The organism is Paraburkholderia sp. UYCP14C, from assembly GCF_004197395.1.
Classification (GTDB): Bacteria; Pseudomonadota; Gammaproteobacteria; order Burkholderiales; family Burkholderiaceae; genus Paraburkholderia.
The window spans coordinates 20,784-38,037 of record NZ_SELS01000011.1; the positions used below are offsets into that span (position 1 = coordinate 20,784).

General features: G+C 68.4%; 14 protein-coding genes. 5 read left to right on the forward strand and 9 right to left on the reverse strand.

Annotated features, from left to right (window positions below; all coding sequences use genetic code 11):
* Positions 1-32 precede the first annotated feature (32 nt).
* The 6 genes from EVC45_RS12550 to cbiE all read right to left on the reverse strand — a co-directional run bounded on the left by EVC45_RS12550 (position 33) and on the right by cbiE (position 6,236).
* Positions 33-1,208: a serine aminopeptidase domain-containing protein gene (locus EVC45_RS12550; protein ID WP_129958299.1), complete on the reverse strand. Its 1,176-nt coding sequence runs from the start codon at positions 1,206-1,208 to the stop codon at positions 33-35.
* 2 nt (positions 1,209-1,210) lie between these two features.
* A complete protein-coding gene (locus EVC45_RS12555) occupies positions 1,211-2,233 on the reverse strand; it encodes a GyrI-like domain-containing protein (RefSeq protein ID WP_129958300.1) in 1,023 nt (340 codons plus the stop codon).
* 198 nt (positions 2,234-2,431) lie between these two features.
* On the reverse strand, positions 2,432-3,160 hold the full coding sequence (gene cobM / locus EVC45_RS12560; RefSeq protein WP_129958301.1) for a precorrin-4 C(11)-methyltransferase: 729 nt from the start codon (positions 3,158-3,160) through the stop codon (positions 2,432-2,434).
* A gap of 39 nt (positions 3,161-3,199) precedes the next feature.
* Complete coding sequence (locus EVC45_RS12565) at positions 3,200-3,916, reverse strand: cobalt-precorrin-6A reductase (RefSeq protein WP_129958302.1); 717 nt, start codon at positions 3,914-3,916, stop codon at positions 3,200-3,202.
* A complete protein-coding gene (locus EVC45_RS12570; protein WP_129958303.1) occupies positions 3,913-5,013 on the reverse strand; it encodes a cobalt-precorrin-5B (C(1))-methyltransferase in 1,101 nt (366 codons plus the stop codon). The genes EVC45_RS12565 and EVC45_RS12570 overlap by 4 nt, the downstream gene beginning before the upstream one ends.
* Positions 5,013-6,236, reverse strand: coding sequence for a precorrin-6y C5,15-methyltransferase (decarboxylating) subunit CbiE (gene cbiE, locus EVC45_RS12575; protein ID WP_129958304.1), 1,224 nt, complete (start codon positions 6,234-6,236; stop codon positions 5,013-5,015). The genes EVC45_RS12570 and cbiE overlap by 1 nt, the downstream gene beginning before the upstream one ends.
* 320 nt (positions 6,237-6,556) lie before the next feature.
* Here cbiE and cobG point away from each other — a divergent pair, with 320 nt between their 5' ends.
* Genes cobG through cobJ form a run of 4 tightly spaced genes read left to right on the forward strand, consistent with a single transcriptional unit; the run spans position 6,557 to position 11,188 of the window.
* The gene (gene cobG, locus EVC45_RS12580; RefSeq protein ID WP_168991460.1) at positions 6,557-8,068 is read left to right on the forward strand and encodes a precorrin-3B synthase; all 1,512 of its coding nucleotides are present in this window, start codon (positions 6,557-6,559) and stop codon (positions 8,066-8,068) included.
* The gene (locus EVC45_RS12585) at positions 8,061-8,687 is read left to right on the forward strand and encodes a precorrin-8X methylmutase (RefSeq protein ID WP_129958306.1); all 627 of its coding nucleotides are present in this window, start codon (positions 8,061-8,063) and stop codon (positions 8,685-8,687) included. Before cobG ends, EVC45_RS12585 begins: the two co-directional genes overlap by 8 nt.
* The gene (locus EVC45_RS12590; RefSeq protein ID WP_129958307.1) at positions 8,688-9,431 is read left to right on the forward strand and encodes a precorrin-2 C(20)-methyltransferase; all 744 of its coding nucleotides are present in this window, start codon (positions 8,688-8,690) and stop codon (positions 9,429-9,431) included. It begins immediately after the preceding gene.
* A complete protein-coding gene (gene cobJ / locus EVC45_RS12595; RefSeq protein ID WP_129958440.1) occupies positions 9,428-11,188 on the forward strand; it encodes a precorrin-3B C(17)-methyltransferase in 1,761 nt (586 codons plus the stop codon). Before EVC45_RS12590 ends, cobJ begins: the two co-directional genes overlap by 4 nt.
* Before the next feature lie 30 nt (positions 11,189-11,218).
* Here the strand turns inward: cobJ and EVC45_RS12600 are convergent, their stop codons facing one another.
* Entirely contained in the window at positions 11,219-13,840 is a 2,622-nt protein-coding gene (locus EVC45_RS12600) for an AAA family ATPase (protein ID WP_129958308.1), read from the reverse strand.
* Positions 13,837-15,042, reverse strand: coding sequence for a DNA repair exonuclease (locus EVC45_RS12605; RefSeq protein ID WP_129958309.1), 1,206 nt, complete (start codon positions 15,040-15,042; stop codon positions 13,837-13,839). The genes EVC45_RS12600 and EVC45_RS12605 overlap by 4 nt, the downstream gene beginning before the upstream one ends.
* 209 nt (positions 15,043-15,251) lie before the next feature.
* Here EVC45_RS12605 and EVC45_RS12610 point away from each other — a divergent pair, with 209 nt between their 5' ends.
* Entirely contained in the window at positions 15,252-16,532 is a 1,281-nt protein-coding gene (locus EVC45_RS12610) for a DUF445 domain-containing protein (protein ID WP_129958310.1), read from the forward strand.
* Positions 16,533-16,728: 196 nt separating this feature from the next.
* On the opposite strand, the gene EVC45_RS12615 is transcribed toward EVC45_RS12610, so the two are convergent.
* Positions 16,729-17,019, reverse strand: a complete 291-nt coding sequence (locus EVC45_RS12615; protein ID WP_129958311.1) for a hypothetical protein — start codon at positions 17,017-17,019, stop codon at positions 16,729-16,731.
* Between the last annotated feature and the right edge of the window lie 235 nt (positions 17,020-17,254).

Below are 17,254 nucleotides of genomic sequence, written 5' to 3' on the forward strand. Positions count from 1 at the left end.
GCGGCGTAGCGAACCACGGGCGTTCGCGCGCGCTACGAGCCGGCGCCCGGCAGCGTCGCCGCGAAGAAATCGCGTACCTGTGCCGCGGTTTGCGCATGAATCGCCGCGCGGTCGACACCCGGTCCGTCCTTGCAGATCGACGCCAGACGCTCCATCACCTCGGGCTCGCACAGATCCATGAAGGTGTAGTGCGAGGCGCCCGGCACCATCGTCACCGTCGCTTGCGGCATGAAGCCCGCGATCCGATGAATGTTGGTGTTGACCGGCGCGGTCGTATCGGCCTCGCCCGCGAGCAGCGCGACCGGAATCGTCACTTCCCTGAACGACGAGCTGTTGAACGCCTCGCCGAGCGCCGGGGCGATCGCGAACGCGGCCTTGATGCGCGGATCGCGATACGAGTCGCCCGAACGCGCGCGCGATGCGTTCGCTTCGGCCGACAGGTTTTCAATCGTCAGCGCCGGCGCGCCCGGCGCGTGCGCGAGACGCGCGGCTTCGGGCGGCGAGCAGATCGCATCGGCTTCGGGCGACGTGCAGAAGCGCTCGAACGCGGCACGATCGGTACGCGCGCCCGCGACTTCGAGCACCGTGTAGCCGCCGAGCGAAAAGCCCAGCGCGCCGATCCGGGCGGTGTCGACGCGCGGCCCGAAACGCGGGTCCGCGAGCATGCTGTCGAGCACTTCGCTCAAGTCGGTCGCGCGCTCCCACCAGAGGATGAACCCGTCGCGCGTGCGCGGCTCCAGCGCGTTGTTGCCCGGATGATTGACGCCCGCGACGATATAGCCCCGCGCGGCCAGCGATGCCGCGAGCCAGTCGAGACTGTCCGCGCTGCCGCCGGTACCGTGCGACAGCACGAGCAACGGGTATTTGGGCTGCGTGGCGGACAACGGCGCATCGTCGGCTGCCGCGTGGCCGACGAACATCGGATGGCCCGGCGCGCCGATATCGTGAGGCGACTCGGGTTGCGTTGCGTCGGCCGGATACCAGATGCGCGTGATCAGCGCCTGCGTTTGCGCGCCGCGCCAATTGCGGGCTACTGCGGGATGAAACACGCGGCTCGTTTCGCCGACATGCCAGTCGGCCGGGGCGGTTTGCGCGATCGCGTGCGCCGGCGACGAAGCCCATATCGCGCCGGACAGCGCCCCCGACAACGCCACAGTGAGCAACACCGCCAACGCGCTCGACAGCGCGGCACAGCCTCGACGCATCATGGTTAGTCCTCGCGAATGGGGATCAGCAGATCGGTGACGCAGGGATGCAGCGCGCCGCGATCGGGCGCGCTTCGATACAGTTCGAGCCCCGGCCGTTGATCGCGCCGGTAGCCGCTGCGCGGCAGCCAGCCGCTGTACAGCGCCCTGAAAGTCGGTGAGATCAGCGCATACGGGCCGACGAGGCGGTGCACCGCATACAGCCCGCCTTCGAGCCGCAGCGGCTCGATGCCCGGCGGCGGTGGCCCGGCAACACGCGAGCGTTGCGCGGACTCGTCGAGCCGCTCCATCGCAGCGCTGAACGCCGCCTGCGACCCCGCGACGATGCCCGCGCGATAGCAAAACCCGCCGGCCATCGACGGATCGCGCGCGCAGATGCCGACGCGCTGTTGCAACAGCGGATTCCCGTCGCTGCGCAGCGTGGTCATCAGCGTGTGGAAGGTCTGGCCGATCGTCGCGACCGGGCCGTCATGGCGAAGGCACAGCACGTCGAGCGGCGCGAACTCGGCGACTTCTACGGACGGCAATGCGGGCGTGCTTTCGCTTGCGGCGCTTTCGTTGCGCTTGGCGTCGGCATCATCGTCAATGCCGATGCCATTGCCCGCGCCATGCTGTGCGTTGCGCGCTTGCGCCGTTCGCCGCGTGCGCGACGAAGCTGCCAACGCCACAGGATTCGCAACCAGATGCCGCTGCCGGGTCCTGAATTCGCTCGGCGACACACCGGTAAAGTCGCGAAACGCGCGCGCGAACGCTTGCGGACTGTCGTAACCGGCGTCGTGCGCGACCGCGGTCACCTGCGCCGCATCGGTCAGCCGTTGCGCCGCCTCGGCGAGCCGCAGACGCTTGACGGTGTCGACCACGCTCTCGCCCATCAATGCGCGATAGATCCGGTGGAAGTGATACGGCGACATATGCGCGACGGCCGCGAGGCTATCTAGCGTGTGCCGCGCGCCGGGTTCGAGCAGAATGGCCTCGACCACGCGAGCGATCCGTCGACGGTAATCACGTTCGGTGCTGGGCTTCATCATGGCGCCACGATAGCGGTCTGCGCGCCCTGTGGCGGTGCAGAACTTGCGGATTTTCGGGCTTTCGCGCGTTCGTGTTTTGCCAGCAGACGAGGCGGCCGGCTCGCGCGCTGCGTCAAATTATGATCTACAAGGCACGCCGTTTCCTGACAGCTGAAAGGCTTTCACGGCGCCGCCGAAATCCGCCCTTGCCCGGTACCGTCAGTTGCCCTTTCCATACAGCGTCGAATCGGCGAATCCTTCGGCCGCCAGCACCTGCCCGACCAGAATCAGCGCGGTGCGCTCGATCGCGCTGCCCTGCACTTTCGCGACGATATCGTCGAGCGTGCCGGTGATTTTCTCCTCGTCGGGCCAGCTCGCGCGATAGATCACCGCGATCGGACACGCGCCGCCGTAATGCGGCCGCAATTCATCGACGATGCGCGCGAGATGCCGCACGCCGAGGTGAATCGCGAGCGTCGCGCGATGCCGCGCCAGATCGCCCAACTGCTCGCCGTCGGGCATCGACGTTTTGCTTGCGTAGCGCGTGAGGATCAGCGTCTGCGACACGCCGGGCAGCGTCAGCTCGCAGCCGAGCGCCGCCGCGCATGCGGCCGTCGCGGTCACGCCGGGCACGATCTCATACGGAATGCACAGCTCGCGCAAGCGGCGAATCTGCTCGCCGATCGCACCGTACAGCGACGGATCCCCCGAATGCACGCGCGCCACATGTTGGCCCTTCGCGTGCGCCGCTTCGAGCAGCGCGACGATCTGATCGAGATCGAGCTCCGCGGTGTTGATCACCTGTTCGGCGCTGTGACCGTCGAGCACCGCCGCCGGCACCAGCGACCCCGCGTACAGGATCACCGGACAACTGCGCACGAGCCGCTGCCCTTTCACCGTGATCAGCTCCGGGTCGCCGGGACCCGCGCCGATAAAAAACACCGTCATTCAGTACTCCAGTATTGATTCAATGCCCCGTTGCCCGACTCATGCAGGCAGTGCGTCGAGCACCTCGGCAACGCTGGCGAACTCGCGATCGACCTCGGGCAACAGCGGCCGTCGCAGCATGATCACCGGCAAGCCGCGTTCGCGCGCGACCTCGAGTTTCGCCTCGGTCGCGCCGCCGCCGCTGTTCTTGCTGACGACGACGTCGAACGCCTGCAGCGCGAACAGCGCGCGTTCGCCGTCGAGCGTGAATGGTCCACGCGCCGCAAGGATGCGCGAGCGCGCGGTGTCCTGATGCGAATCCAGCACGCGCACGGTCCAGAACTGATGCGGCGGAATCTCGTCGAGATGCGCGAGCGGTTCGCGTCCGAGCGTGAACAGCGGCCGCCTGAACGGCGCGAGCGCGTCGACCAGTTCGTGCCAGTCGCCGACCATGCGCCAGTCGTCGCCGGCTTGCGGCTGCCACGCTGGACGCCGCAGCGCCCAGCACGGCACCTTCGCCACCCGACACGCGTCCACCGCATTCGCGCTGATCCGCGCCGCGTACGGATGCGTCGCGTCGATCACGAGGCCGATCGCTTCGCTCGCGAGGTAACGCGCCAGACCCTCGCTGCCGCCGAAACCGCCGACGCGCACCGCGCACTGCAAGTCGTCGGGCACCTTGCCCAGTCCCGCGAGACTGTACACATGCACGGGACCGAGTTGGCGCGCGATCTTCAGCGCGTCGCCGGTGCCGCCGAGCAGCAGGATGCGCGTCATCGGGCCACTCCGACGAAGTTGCCCTGCCGGTCGATCGCGAAGATTTCGACGCTGACCTGCGGCGGCACGATATCGCGTGCCACGGCCAACGCATGTTCGCAGACGATATCGCCGAGCCGCACCTGTTGCGCGTGAGCAAGCGCGAGCGCCTGTTGGCTCGTGTTGGCCGCGCGCATCGCCGCTTGCAGCGCGGCGTCCGCGCCATGCTCGGCGGCCCAGCCTGCGAGCTGTTCGAGATCGATACTGGAGTTGCGACTATGCAGATCGAGATGACCGGCCGCGAGCTTGCTGAGCTTGCCGAAGCCGCCGCAGATGCTCAGCCGCTCGACCGGCGCGCGCTTCATATGCTTGAGCACCGCGCCGACGAAATCGCCCATTTCGATCAGCGCGATATCGGGCAGGCCGTAATGCGCGCGCATCGCGTCCTCGCTCGCGTTGCCGGTGCAGGCGGCCACATGCGTATAGCCGTTCGCGCGCGCGACATCGATGCCCTGATGAATCGACGCGATATACGCCGAGCATGAAAACGGCCGCACGATGCCGGTGGTGCCGAGTATCGACAGCCCGCCGACGATGCCAAGACGCGGGTTCATCGTTTTCAGCGCGAGCGCTTCGCCGTTTTCCACGCCGATCGTCACTTCGAAGCCGCCGTGATACGCGTGGCGCGCGGCGAGTTCGTTGAGGTGTTGGGACATCATCTGACGTGGGACCGGATTGATCGCGGGCTCGCCGACCGCCAGCGTGAGCCCCGCGCGCGTGACCGTGCCGACACCCGGCCCCGCCCGAAAGATCACACCGGGTTCGGACACGAGCCGCACGCGCGCGAACACGAGCGCGCCGTGCGTCACGTCGGGATCGTCGCCGGCATCCTTGATCGTGCCGGCTTCGGCGATCCGCTCGCCTTCCATCTCTGCAAAACGGCAGAACGTGAGCCGCATCGGCACATGCTGGCCCTTCGGCAACACGATCTCGGCCACCTCGCTGACCTCGCCGGCCAGCAGCAGACGCGCGGCCGCGAGCGACGTCGCGGTCGCGCAGCTACCGGTCGTATAGCCGCTGCGCAGCGGCGCCGGTTGTTCGGGGGTCTCGTCGCGCATCACGAATCGGACGATGGTTTGGCGGGTTTGGTCACGTCGAGCAGCGTGATCGGCAACGCCTGGCGCCACGTATCGAAGCCGCCAAGCGGCTGTGCATGAGCGAGCGCGATGCGCGTGAGCGTGCCGCCGTGCCGCTCGCGCCACGCGGCGAGCACCGCCTCGCCTTGCAGCGTCACCGCGTTCGCGACGAGCCGGCCGCCATCGCGCAGTTGCGCCCAACAGGTGTCCAGCACGTCCGGCTCCGTCACCCCACCGCCGATGAACACCGCGTGCGGCGCAGGCAACCCGCGCAACGCGTCCGGCGCGCGGCCGGCCACAAGTTGCAGCCCGGGCACGCCCAACGCGTCGCGGTTCTGTTCGATGAAGCGCTGCCGCGCGTCGTTCGCTTCGATCGCGATCGCGCGACACGTGGGATGCGCGCGCATCCATTCGATACCGATCGAGCCGCTACCCGCGCCGACGTCCCACAGCAACTCGCCGGGTGCGGGCGCGAGGCGCGCGAGCGTGATCGCGCGCACGTCGCGCTTGGTCAACTGGCCGTCGTGGATGAAGGCGTCGTCGGGCAAGCCGCAGGTCAGCGGCAAACGAGGCGCTTGCGCCGATGCGCGGCAGTCGAGCGCGATCAGATTGAGGGCGGCCATCTCGCCGGCCGGCCAAAGATCCGCGCGGCCATCGACACGCCGTTCGAGTTCGCCGCCCAGATGTTCGAGCACGGTCATGTGAGTCGCGCCGAAACCGCGCGCATCGAGCGAGGCCGCCAACGCGGCGGGCGTGCGCCCGTCCGCGCTCAGTACGAACAGGCGCGCGCCGTCATGCAGATGCGCATTCAGCGCGGCGAGCGGCCGGCCGACCAGCGACACGATCGCGACATCCTGCAACGGCCAGCCGAGCCGCGCGGCCGCGAGCGACAACGACGACGGCGCGGGCAACACGCGCAATTCGCCGGCCGGCAACTGCCGCGCGAGGGTCGCGCCGACGCCGAACAGCATCGGGTCGCCGCTCGCGAGCACGCACACCGCGTGCGGACGCTCGGCGAGCAACGGCGCGAGATCGAACGGACGCGGCCACGCGGCACGGCGCGCGGCGAGCCGCGTGGGCAGCATCGCCAGATGGCGCTCGCCGCCGTACACGACCGACGCGCCCAGCAACGCACGCCGCGCGGGCCGCCCCAAACCGGCGAAGCCGTCGTCGCCAATGCCCACTACGGTCAGCCATGCCGGCATGCATCCATCCTCATCAGTTGCGTCGTTTCTTTAGCGATTGCGCCGCACCGCGTCACGCATGCGGCTGCGCGCAGGCTCGGACCGCGGGTTGCGAAAGTCCGCATGATACCGCCGCAGTGCGACCCACGGGCCCGCGGGTCCGCGGCACGGCGCGGTAACGGCGCGCGCGGCGGTATCCCGCGATGGCCGACAAACCGCCGCTGCGGCCACAGCGTAAAGATATAATGGCCGCTTTCATTGCCCACGGTCAGCCCGAAGCGCTTTTCGGCCGCACGGTTCACGCCGGCCCTCATCGGGCAGCATGCAGCGAGGCCGCCGCCATGCCGTCGCGCGACGCTCAACCCGGTGCCCCTTTGAATCGAGCTTCGCCTCCCACCGTTTCGTCCCACGCGGTCACGATACCGCGGTCCTCGGCCTGTCCGGGGTTGCTGCGCATCGTCCCCACGCGCGACGGCGGCATCTGCCGCATCAAACTGCCCGGCGGCGTGCTGAGCGCGGCGCAGGCACGCGCGGCCGCCGATGCGAGCACGCGGCACGCGAACGGCGTCGCCGAGTTGACCAATCGCGCGAATCTGCAACTGCGCGGCGTGCGAAGCGGACACGAAGCGGCGTTGAGCGCCGCGCTGATCGGCGCGGGGCTTGGACCGGCCGCCGCGCTTTCTTCCGCATACGCATCTGCCTCTCCTTCGGCTACCACTTCGCACACCGACACCCCAGACCCCACCGCGCTCAGTTCCGCCGACGACGTCCGCAACGTGATGATCAGCCCCGCCGCCGGCCGCGATCCGCGTGCGCTGATCGACACGACGCCGCTGTGCGCGGAACTGCTCACGCTGCTGCAAAGCGAGGCGGGCTTCGCGGCGTTGTCGCCGAAATTCGCGCTGCTGCTCGACGGCGGCGAACGGCTCGCGCGGGTCGATCATCCGCATGACGTGTGGCTCGCGGCGTCGGCTGACGAAGCAGGTGTGCGCTTCGTGTTCGGCCTCGCGGGGTGTCCGGGTCCGGCCGCTGACCACCCGAACGCGGGCGAGCATCGCGATGCCAACGGCACGGGCGCGCTTGCGGCGGTGCCGCCATCGCGCGTGCCCGCGCTCGTGCGCGCGTTGCTGCACACGTTCCTCGACCTCGCCGCCGCCGACGCGACCCGCATGCGCGACCTGCTCGCCACGCATTGCGCCGATACGCTGCTGCGGCATGCGCAACGCTACGTCGATTTCCCGCTCGCGCGCGACGCATCGCTGAGCCGCTGGCAACGCCAGGTCCCCGCCGACGCGTCGCTACGACTCGGTGCGCACGCGCAGCGCGGCGACGGCACGTGGTACGTCGGCGGCCAGCCGCCGCTCGGTCGTCTCGACGCAGCCACGCTGCACGGGCTTGCCGCGCTCGCGCAACAACACGGCAACGGCATGCTGCACGCAACACCATGGCAAAGCGTGCTGCTGCCCGACATCCCAACGAGCGCCGTACCCGCCGTACTCGCGAAGCTGATCGCGCTCGGCCTCGCCTGCGATCCCGCGCAGGCCATCACGCACGTAATCGCGTGCGCCGGTTCGGCCGGCTGCGCGAAGGGCCTCGCCGACACCAAGACCGACGCGCTGCGACTCGCCGAGCACCTGCCCGCCGGCGTCGACGTGCATCTGACGGGCTGCCCGCGCTCGTGCGCGGCCGCGCATCGCGCGCCGTACACGCTGCTCGCCGCCGCGCCCGGCCTTTACGACCTTTATCGACGCGACGGCCACCCCGGCTTCGGCCAATGCGTCGCGCCCCAACTGACGATCGACGAGGCCGCCGCGCTGCTCGCGCGCCTCGCCCGGAGTACTCCACATGCTTGATTACATTCGCGACGGTCAGGAGATCTATCGCCAATCGTTCGCGACGATCCGCGCCGAGGCCGACCTCGCGCGCATCCCCGCCGACCTCGAAAAGCTCGCGGTGCGCGTGATCCACGCGTGCGGCATGGTCGACGTGATCGACGACCTCGCGTTTTCCGACGGCGCCGGCAGCGCGGGCCGCCGCGCGCTCGCGCAAGGCGCGCCGATCCTGTGCGACGCGGGCATGGTCGCGCAAGGCATCACGCGCGCGCGGCTGCCCGCGAACAACGAAGTGATCTGCACGCTCGCGCAGCCGGACGTCCCCGCGCTCGCGCGCGAAATCGGCAACACGCGCTCGGCCGCCGCGCTCGAATTGTGGCGCCCGCACCTGGCGGGCAGCGTCGTCGTGATCGGCAATGCGCCGACCGCGCTGTTTCATCTGCTCGACATGCTCGACGCCGGCGCGCCGAAGCCCGCGCTGATCCTCGGCTTTCCGGTCGGCTTCGTCGGCGCGGCGGAATCGAAAGCGGCACTCGCGCAAGACAGCCGCGGCGTGCCGTACGTGGTCGTGCACGGCCGACGCGGCGGCAGCGCGATGGCCGCCGCCGCGGTCAACGCGCTTGCGACGGAGGTCGAATAAATGACGAGCCAGCTAACGAGTCGCGGACGGCTGTACGGCATCGGTGTCGGTCCCGGCGATCCGGAGTTGCTTACGTTGAAGGCGGTGCGTCTGCTGAAGGCAGCGCCGGTGGTCGCGTATTTCGTCGCGAAGGGCAAGAAGGGCAACGCGTTCGGCATCATCGAGGCGCATCTGCACGACGCTCAGCAGCATCTGCCGCTCGTCTATCCGGTCACGACCGAAGCGCTCGAACCGCCGCTGTCGTATGAAGCGATCATTGCGGACTTCTACGACACCGCCGCCGAAATCGTCGCGGGCCATCTGGACGCGGGCCGCGACGTCGCGGTGGTCTGCGAAGGCGATCCGTTCTTCTACGGCTCGTACATGTATCTGCACGACCGGCTCGCGCCGCGCTACGACAGCGAAGTGGTGCCCGGCGTGTGCTCGATGCTCGGCGGCACCGCCGTGCTCGGCGCGCCGCTCGTGTATCGCAACCAGAGTTTGTCGGTGCTGTCGGGCGTGCTGCCCGAAGATGAATTGCGCCGCCGTCTCGCCGATGCCGACGCGGCGGTCATCATGAAACTGGGCCGCAATTTCGACAAGGTGCGGCGCGTGCTCGACGAGCTCGGACTCGCGCAGCGCGCGCTGTACGTCGAACGCGCGACGATGCGCAATCAGCGCATCGTGCCGCTCGCCGAAGTCGATCCGATGGCGTCGCCGTATTTCTCGCTGCTGGTCGTGCCGGGGCAAAAATGGCAAGGATGAGCGCGCCCGCCATCGTGATTCTCGGCGCGGGTGCGCTCGCGACCGCGCGTCGGATTCAGGAGCTGTACGTCGCGCGTGACGCGCATGCCGCGCCGGGCAGTGTCGTGGAATGCCAGGTCCATGCGCTGCAAGGCCGCGTCGAGGCCGACGTTGCGTACAGCGAACTCGGCGCGCATCTGCGCGAGCTGTATGCGCGCGGCACCCCGATCGTCGCGCTGTGCGCGGCCGGCATCGTGATTCGCTGCCTCGCGCCGCTGCTGTCGAACAAAGGCGCCGAGCCGCCGGTGCTCGCGGTCGCCGAGGACGGCAGCGCGGTCGTGCCGCTGCTCGGCGGCCTCGCCGGCGTCAACGTGATGGCGCGCGACATCGCCGCCGCGTTGGCCGTGCAGCCCGCGATCACGACGAGCGGCGAGCTGCGCTTCGGCACCTGCGTGCTCAATCCGCCCGATGGCTATGCGCTCGCCGACCTCGGTCAGGGCAAGCGCTTCGTGTCGGATCTGCTCGCGGGCGAAAGCACGCGCATCGAAGGTGACGCGCCGTGGCTCGACGACGCGCAACTGCCGCGCTCGGAGTCGGCGCGCCTCGCAATCCGCGTGACGCCGCGTGTGTGGGATGGGCGTGAAGACGAGCTCGTGATTCATCCGCGTAGTGTGGTGGCGGCGGTGGTCGTCGGTGATGCCGGCACTGAGGTCGATGCCGCCGACATGATCGCCGCACGCGTGCGCGCAGCGCTAGGCACGCACGGTCTCGCACCGCTTTCGCTCGCAGCCTTGCTCGCGCCTGCGGCAAGCATGGCCGATCCGGCGCTCGCGCAAGCGGCAACGCTTCTCGACGTGCCACTACGCTTCGCCGATGCCAGCGCCGATCATGGCGAATCGAGCGCCGCGGCACTGCTGCACGCCGCGTTGCGCGTGCCGCACGAAACGGTGCATGACGCCGCCAACTTCGCCCTCGCCCTCTCCCCGCTCGCCATCGACCCGTTGACGCTCGGCCGCGCCCGCGGCCGTCTGACCGTGATCGGCCTCGGCCCCGGCCGCGCCGAGCTGATGGTCCCGGCCGCGCGCACCGCGTTGAACGAAGCGACCGACATCCTCGGCTACGACACTTACGTGAAAATGGCGGGCCCCCTGCGCGCGGATCAGCGCGTGCACGGCACCGACAATCGCGAGGAAATGCAGCGCGCGCGGCACGCGTTCGAACTCGCGAGCGAAGGCCGCTCGGTCGTGATGGTGTCGTCGGGCGACCCCGGCGTGTTCGCGATGGCGGCCGCCGTGCTCGAAGCGCTCGAAGCGTCGCAAAACGATGCATGGGCGGCCGTCGAACTATCGATCGTGCCGGGCGTGTCGGCCGCGCTCGCGACCGCCGCGCAGGCCGGCGCGCCGCTCGGTCACGACTTCTGCATGCTGTCGCTGTCGGACAACCTGAAGCCGTGGACGATCATCGAAACCCGCCTGCGCCATGCGGCGCAAGCCGATCTCGTGATGGCGTTCTACAACCCGATTTCGCGCGCGCGTCCGTGGCAACTCGACAAGGCGCTCGGCATCGTGCGGGAGTATCGCGCGCCCACGACCCAGGTGGTGCTGGGGCGCGACATCGGCCGGCCAGGCGGCACGCTGCGCACGCTGACGCTCGGCGAGCTTCGCGCGGCCGACGTGGATATGCGCACGATGGTGATCGTCGGCTCGTCGCTGACGAGAAAATTCGCGCGCGGCGACAACGGCGCGCAGTGGGTCTACACGCCGCGCTGGTACGAGTAAGCGGACCTCGCCCGTACCGGCGCGTCCCGCTCACCCCACCTTCAGATCCTGCACCGCCCGCTGCCTGACGCCCAGGTCGTCCCACAGCTCCGGATGACACGTGAACACGAGGATCTGATGCCGCGTCGCCGCGTCGATCAACACGCGTTTGAGCGCGTCGCGGCGCGCGGCATCGGTATGTACCGCGGCGTCGTCGAGCATCAGCAAGGTCGGCCGGCCTGAGGCTTGCAGCAGATCCGCGTATGCGAGCCGCGTCAGGATGCCGAGCTGTTCGCGCGTGCCGAAGCTCAGCGCGTCCAGCAGCTCGGCGCGACCGTCGCGATCGAGCATCGCCGGGATCAGATCGTCGCCGAGCGCGAGGCTCGACTGCGGAAAAATCCGTTTCAGGTAGTGGCCGAGCCGCTCGGTCAACGGCGCCCGCAGTTGCGCGAGCACGGCGTCGCGTTCGTCGACCAGCACTTCGTCGAGCAGACTCAGCGCGCTCGCGCGCAGGCTCAGCTCGTCCTTGCGACGCGTGGCCTGCCCGACCTGCGCTTCGAGCGCGGCAAGCCGTTCGCCGAGGCCCGACGCGCCCATCGTTTCGAGCTGGCTGCGCAGCTGCGCGATCCGCAGTTGACGCTCGTGCTGCTCGTTGCGCGCGAGTTCCGCGGATGCGCGATAGCGCTTCGCCTCCGCCACGGGATCGTCGAGGCGGGCCGCGTCGAGTTCGCGCTCGCGCTCACCGCGCTGGGTGTTCAGCGCATCGACCTTCACGCGCTGCTCGACGATATGCGCCTGCCACTGCGCGCGGTTGCGCCGAAACGCTTCGTCGTTCAGCTGTGCTTCCTTGCGCTGCAGTTGCGCCGTCAGCGATTCGGCCTTCGCGACGCCCGTCGATTGTGCGCCAGCCGCCTGCGCAAGCACCTTGCGCGCGGCCTCCAACGCATCGCGCGCGATGTCGGCATTGCGGCGCGCGTCGTCGAGCGGCGGCGCCGCGGACACGTCGGGCAGACCGGCGAGACGCTCGCTCGACGACTGCAAGCGCGCCGCCGTCGATGCCAGCGCCGCCCGCAACGCATCGATGCCTTGCGGCGCGTGCGCTTTGACAATGCTCTCCTGGCTCTTCTGTTGCGCGACCAGCGTTTTCCATTGCTCGTGACGCGCCTGCGCATCGCCCACCGACGCGACGCCGAGCGCCTGCAGCAACTGCGCGTGCTGTGCATCGAGCGACGCCAGCTCCGACAACCGCGCGGACAGATCGGATACGCCCGGAATCACGCGCAACTCGCCGAGTTCGCCGAGGCCGATGCGTTTTTCTTCGTCGATGCGCAGCACGCCCGCGCCGCTGATCGTCTGCTCGCCGACGGTCAATTCGCCGTTCAGGCTGTACTCGATGCGCGTCATCGCCGCTTCGGTGCGCGCGCGCAGCACGGTCAATTCGCCGTCGAGCGCGACGAGGCGCCTGAACTGCTCGGCGTCGAGTTCGTGCGCCGCGGCGTCGCGCGCGGCCTGCAACACCGCCGTGTTCGCCTTGTCCGCGTCGCCGATCGATGCTTCGAGCCGCTGGCTCTCCGCCCGATAGAAATCGACCTGGCTGCGCAGGTCGGCGGCGGTCACGGCCGCGTTCGCGAGTTCCAGCGCGCGGTTCGCCTCGGCCGCTGCCTGCTCGAACTGCACTACCCGGCTGTGCGCCTGCGCATGCGCGGTTTGCGCGGCCGCGACTTCGGCACGCGCCGCATCGAGCTGCTCGCGTTCGCGCGCGATGGCCGCCTCCAGTTCGAGCGCGCCCTGCTCCTGCTGCACCGACAACGCGAGTTGAGCCTCGCCGATCTTCAACGACTGCGCGAGCCCTTCGAGACCGCGTTCGAGTTGCTCGACCGCCGCGGCACGTTGCTGCGCGAGCGCGGCCTTCTGCTCGTGAAGCTCCCACGGACGCCTGCGCTCGGCGTCGTCGAAGGCCTGCTGTTGGGTGGCGAGGCGCGCGATGTTGTCGTCGAACTGCTGGCGCTGCTGTTGCAGTTCGTCGCGGCTCGTGATCAGCGCGGCGAGGTTATGCTCCGCCTCGGCGAGCGGCCCGGTCGACTTCTGCGTGCGCGCCGTCAGCAGTTGCCGCAGTTCGCGCTGCACGGCCGCGATCAGCGCATCCTCGCCGCCCGCTTCGTGCCCGCCCGACAGTTGCGTGAGCGCGTCGCGCAGATATTGCGCCGCGTGTCCGGTCGAATCGCGCATCTCCTGCGTGCCGCCTTGCTGCACCCACAACAGACCCGGCACGCCGGCGTTCTCGGCTTTCATCGGACCGCGTGCCGCGCGCGCGAAGCCGAGCAGCGCGGCGAGCTTGTCTTCGGCTTCGTCCTCGCTATACACGGCCTGGCCGATCCTCAGCTCGCAGCGCTGACGCGACACGAACTGCTTCGACAGACGGCACGCCACCCCATCGAGCTCGAAGCCGACCTCGACCGACGGCTGTCCGTTCGCAAGCCCCCAAGGCAACAGGTCCTTCAGATGCGAGGCCTTGTAGCGTTCGAGGAACACCGTGCGCACCGCTTCCGCGATCGTGCTCTTGCCGGCCTCGTTCGGGCCGACGAACAGGTTGAGACCGGGCTGCAGATCGTCGATCACGATCTGCCCGCCGAACTGCCTGAATTCCTGAATCGCGATACGTTGCAGCTTCATGCGCAGGCTCCTTCGCGCGGCACTTCAGATTGCTGCCGATCGCGCGGCTGCGCGGGTGGTGCCGCATGTGAATCGCGTTGGCGCTGCTCGCGCTGAAAACGCGCCAGCAGCAGCAACGCCTCCGCCGCGCGCCGTGCCTGTTGCGGATCGGACTGCGCGTCTTCCTGCAAGCCGCGCAAGCGCGCGACCACCTTCGCGAGATAACCGCTTTGCGCGCCGAGTTCGGCGAGATCGTCGGCGGTGGGCAGCACGTGCAGGCTGCTCAGATCGGCACGCAACGCGCGCACGCGCGCGCGGGCCTCTTCGACGGCGACATGCAGCGCCTCGGTATCGGCGAGCGCCGCCGTGCCGCTGACCTCGATGCGCAGCACGTCGTTCGCGCCGAGTTCGGCGAGGCGGGTTGTCAGCGCGTCGATGTCGGTCGGCACCGAAATCGTCTCGTCCCAGCGATGCCACCGGTATTGCCCGACTCGCACCGCGTCGACCCGCGGCGACGCGCCCGGCTCGCTGATGGTGACGTCGAGCACGAAACCCGGCTCGTTCGCGCGGAAGCGGTCCTGCTCATGCGTGCCCGCGTACCACGTGCGCTCGTCGACGCGCAGATGACCGTGCCAGTCGCCGAGCGCCAGATAGTCGAGCCGCGCGCTCGCGGCGCGCGTCGGCGCGATCGGATTCGACGAATCGATGCCCTCTTGCAGAATGCCGCCGACACTGCCATGCGCGAGCCCCACCCGGTGATAACCGGGAGGTGTCTCGAGGGAATCGAAGCATGCGGTGGTGTCGTCGTAGGTGATGCGCTGCGTGAGCGGCGCGCACAGCAGCGCGCAGCGGCACGAGTCGAGCAGCACGACGCCGCTTTCGAGCACGAGGCGCACGTTCGGCGGCACGCAATTGAGGCGCTGCGCGCGAGTCCATACGCTTTCGACGAGCGCCGCGTCGTGGTTGCCGGGCAGCATGATCCATGTTCCGGAAAACGCTTGCAGCGCGGAGAACAAACGCCGGATCACGGTGTCCGAGACCGTCTGCAGATCGAACACGTCGCCCGCTACGAGCACCGCGTCGACATTGCGCGCGGCCGCTTCTTCGGCGATGCGGCGCACCGTGTCGAAGCGCGCCTGGGTGAGATGCGCGGCTTCGTCCGGTTCGAACTGACCGAATTGCGTGCCGATCTGCCAGTCCGCGGTGTGCAGAAACCTGATCACTGTGCCTCCATTGCGATTGCGTTGCGTCGTCTTGCGTTGGGCTCGACGAGAAGTCCAACCGCGAATGTTACCTTGCCGAAGCGCCGGAGCGTATTGCGTCGGCGCGTATCGAGGCTGGACGCGCGCGCCGGCCGTACCGCATCATTGCAACCGAGCCGGCTGAACCCCGCCGCCTTTCAGCCGCCGCCCGACACGATCGACCGCGCCCGATGGACAAGACCACCGAACTGAAGAAGGCCAAGCGCACGCCCTTATTGCTGCTCGCCGCGGCCGCCTGCGTTTTCGTCGTCACCGCGTTCCTGCCGCGCGGCCTATGGGTCGACGGCATCAAGGCCGTCGCCGAGGCCGCGATGGTCGGTGCGCTCGCCGACTGGTTCGCGGTCGCGGCGCTGTTTCGCCGCGTGCCGATTCCGGTGGTGTCCGCGCACACCGCGATCATCCCGCGCAACAAGCACAAGATCGCCGACAACCTCGCGCACTTCGTGCAGGACAAGTTTCTCGACGTGCCGTCGCTGGTCGGTCTGATCCGCCGGCACGATCCTGCGCAGACCATCACCGCGTGGCTCAGCGAATCGGCCAACACCGCGCGCCTCGGTGACTACGTGGTGCGCCTCACCGGCGGCATCCTCGACGTGGCCGACGACGCGCGCATCCAGAACTTCATCAAGGACGGCTTGCGCGACGTGCTCGCGAAGGTCGATCTGTCGCAATCGCTCGGCGCGATTCTCGACACGCTGACGCGCGACGGCCGGCATCAGGAATTGCTCGACACCGCGATCGATCAGGTGATCGCGGTGCTGCGCGAGGCGCCGGCGCGCGAGTTCATTGCCGCGCGCATCGTCGACTGGGTGAAGAGCGAGTACCCGACGATGGAGAAGTTTCTGCCGTCGGCGTGGCTCGGCGACAAGGGCGCCGAAGCGATCGCGAGCGCCGCGAACCGCATGCTCGAACAGATCGCGCAGAACCCTACGCACGAGCTGCGCGACAAGTTCGACCACGCGGTGCAGAAGCTGATCGTGCGGCTGAAGACCGATCCGGTTTTCCTGCAACAAGGCGAAGCGCTGAAGCGCTATCTGATCGAAGGCGAGGCTTTCAGCAGCTACGTGAAAGACATGTGGGGGGAGCTGCGCGCGTGGCTCAAGCGCGATCTGCAAAGCACCGATTCGGCACTGCATGCGCGGGTCGCCGCGATGGGCGCGTGGGTCGGCCGCGAACTCGCGCGCGATCCGGCGCTGCGGCAATCGCTGAACGATCACCTGGAGGACGCGGCGCGCGCGATGGCGCCGGACTTCGCCAAGTTCCTGACGCGCCATATCAGCGATACCGTGAAGAACTGGGACGCTCACGAAATGTCGCGGCAGGTCGAGGAGAATATCGGCAAGGATCTGCAGTACATCCGCATCAATGGGACGATCGTCGGCGGGTTTATCGGCTTGTTGCTCTATGTGAGTTCGCAGTTGCTGGAGATGCTGCGGGTGCATGTGGGGTGACGACCTGGCTGCAATTGCAAACAGTCGATGTGCCGCAAGCCGCTGCCGGGAAGCGATCAGGGAGAACCCAAAGACCGCTTTCCCTGGGGCAGCAGTCCCCTTTTACGTGCCACGGCTCACAACAACGACGTCGTATGAGATTGAAGCGCTTGTCGCTTTGTGCTCATTTGCACCTGATTGCAAACCTTGCCTGCTTTTATTGCCCCGCCGGCGACTGTGTGGATGGCCTCGCCAGTGTGTTGTTAAGGCCGAAAGCAGGCGTGGGCGTAGGAGACATCGCGCTGTTGTTCATGCTGGTCGGCTGGCTCGAATCCCGCGACCCGGCGCCGCTGTCCGTGTTGGTGGCGGTAGGCGTGCCGTAGCCACTCGTTGCAGCGGCCGGCGACTTCGTGGTCGGGGTCGCCAGCGTGTTGTTTTGCGCATAGGCGCCGCCCGACAGTGTGAGTGCGGCGACGGCCGCGATTACTGTGCTCGTTAGCTTGTTCATGACCCGTACTCCTTGGTTTGGAATGGTATGTCGACGCAAACGATCCTTTCGTATTTATTCCTGGCGGTCGTTATACGCATGGCTCGCGGCGCTCAGACTCGAGTGAAAAAACCACAGATCACTGCTCAGGGCTTGCAACGAGACGCTGACTTCATTCATTGAAATAATCTGCGCCCGCCTAACGCATATCCGGGTGACCGGAACTTCGCTTTAAACCACGATGACCGCTTTATCC

Excerpts from the sequence above, each read along its gene's own strand:
- cobJ (WP_129958440.1), top strand. The coding sequence starts at position 9,428 with ATGAGCGCGCCCGCCATCGTGATTCTCGGCGCGGGTGCGCTCGCGACC.
- cbiE (WP_129958304.1), bottom strand. The coding sequence starts at position 6,236 with ATGCCGGCATGGCTGACCGTAGTGGGCATTGGCGACGACGGCTTCGCC.
- EVC45_RS12615 (WP_129958311.1), bottom strand. The coding sequence starts at position 17,019 with ATGAACAAGCTAACGAGCACAGTAATCGCGGCCGTCGCCGCACTCACA.
- EVC45_RS12550 (WP_129958299.1), bottom strand. The coding sequence starts at position 1,208 with ATGATGCGTCGAGGCTGTGCCGCGCTGTCGAGCGCGTTGGCGGTGTTG.
- EVC45_RS12610 (WP_129958310.1), top strand. The coding sequence starts at position 15,252 with ATGGACAAGACCACCGAACTGAAGAAGGCCAAGCGCACGCCCTTATTG.
- EVC45_RS12600 (WP_129958308.1), bottom strand. The coding sequence starts at position 13,840 with ATGAAGCTGCAACGTATCGCGATTCAGGAATTCAGGCAGTTCGGCGGG.
- cobG (WP_168991460.1), top strand. The coding sequence starts at position 6,557 with ATGCCGTCGCGCGACGCTCAACCCGGTGCCCCTTTGAATCGAGCTTCG.
- EVC45_RS12585 (WP_129958306.1), top strand. The coding sequence starts at position 8,061 with ATGCTTGATTACATTCGCGACGGTCAGGAGATCTATCGCCAATCGTTC.
- EVC45_RS12555 (WP_129958300.1), bottom strand. The coding sequence starts at position 2,233 with ATGATGAAGCCCAGCACCGAACGTGATTACCGTCGACGGATCGCTCGC.
- EVC45_RS12570 (WP_129958303.1), bottom strand. The coding sequence starts at position 5,013 with ATGCGCGACGAGACCCCCGAACAACCGGCGCCGCTGCGCAGCGGCTAT.
- EVC45_RS12565 (WP_129958302.1), bottom strand. The coding sequence starts at position 3,916 with ATGACGCGCATCCTGCTGCTCGGCGGCACCGGCGACGCGCTGAAGATC.
- cobM (WP_129958301.1), bottom strand. The coding sequence starts at position 3,160 with ATGACGGTGTTTTTTATCGGCGCGGGTCCCGGCGACCCGGAGCTGATC.
- EVC45_RS12590 (WP_129958307.1), top strand. The coding sequence starts at position 8,688 with ATGACGAGCCAGCTAACGAGTCGCGGACGGCTGTACGGCATCGGTGTC.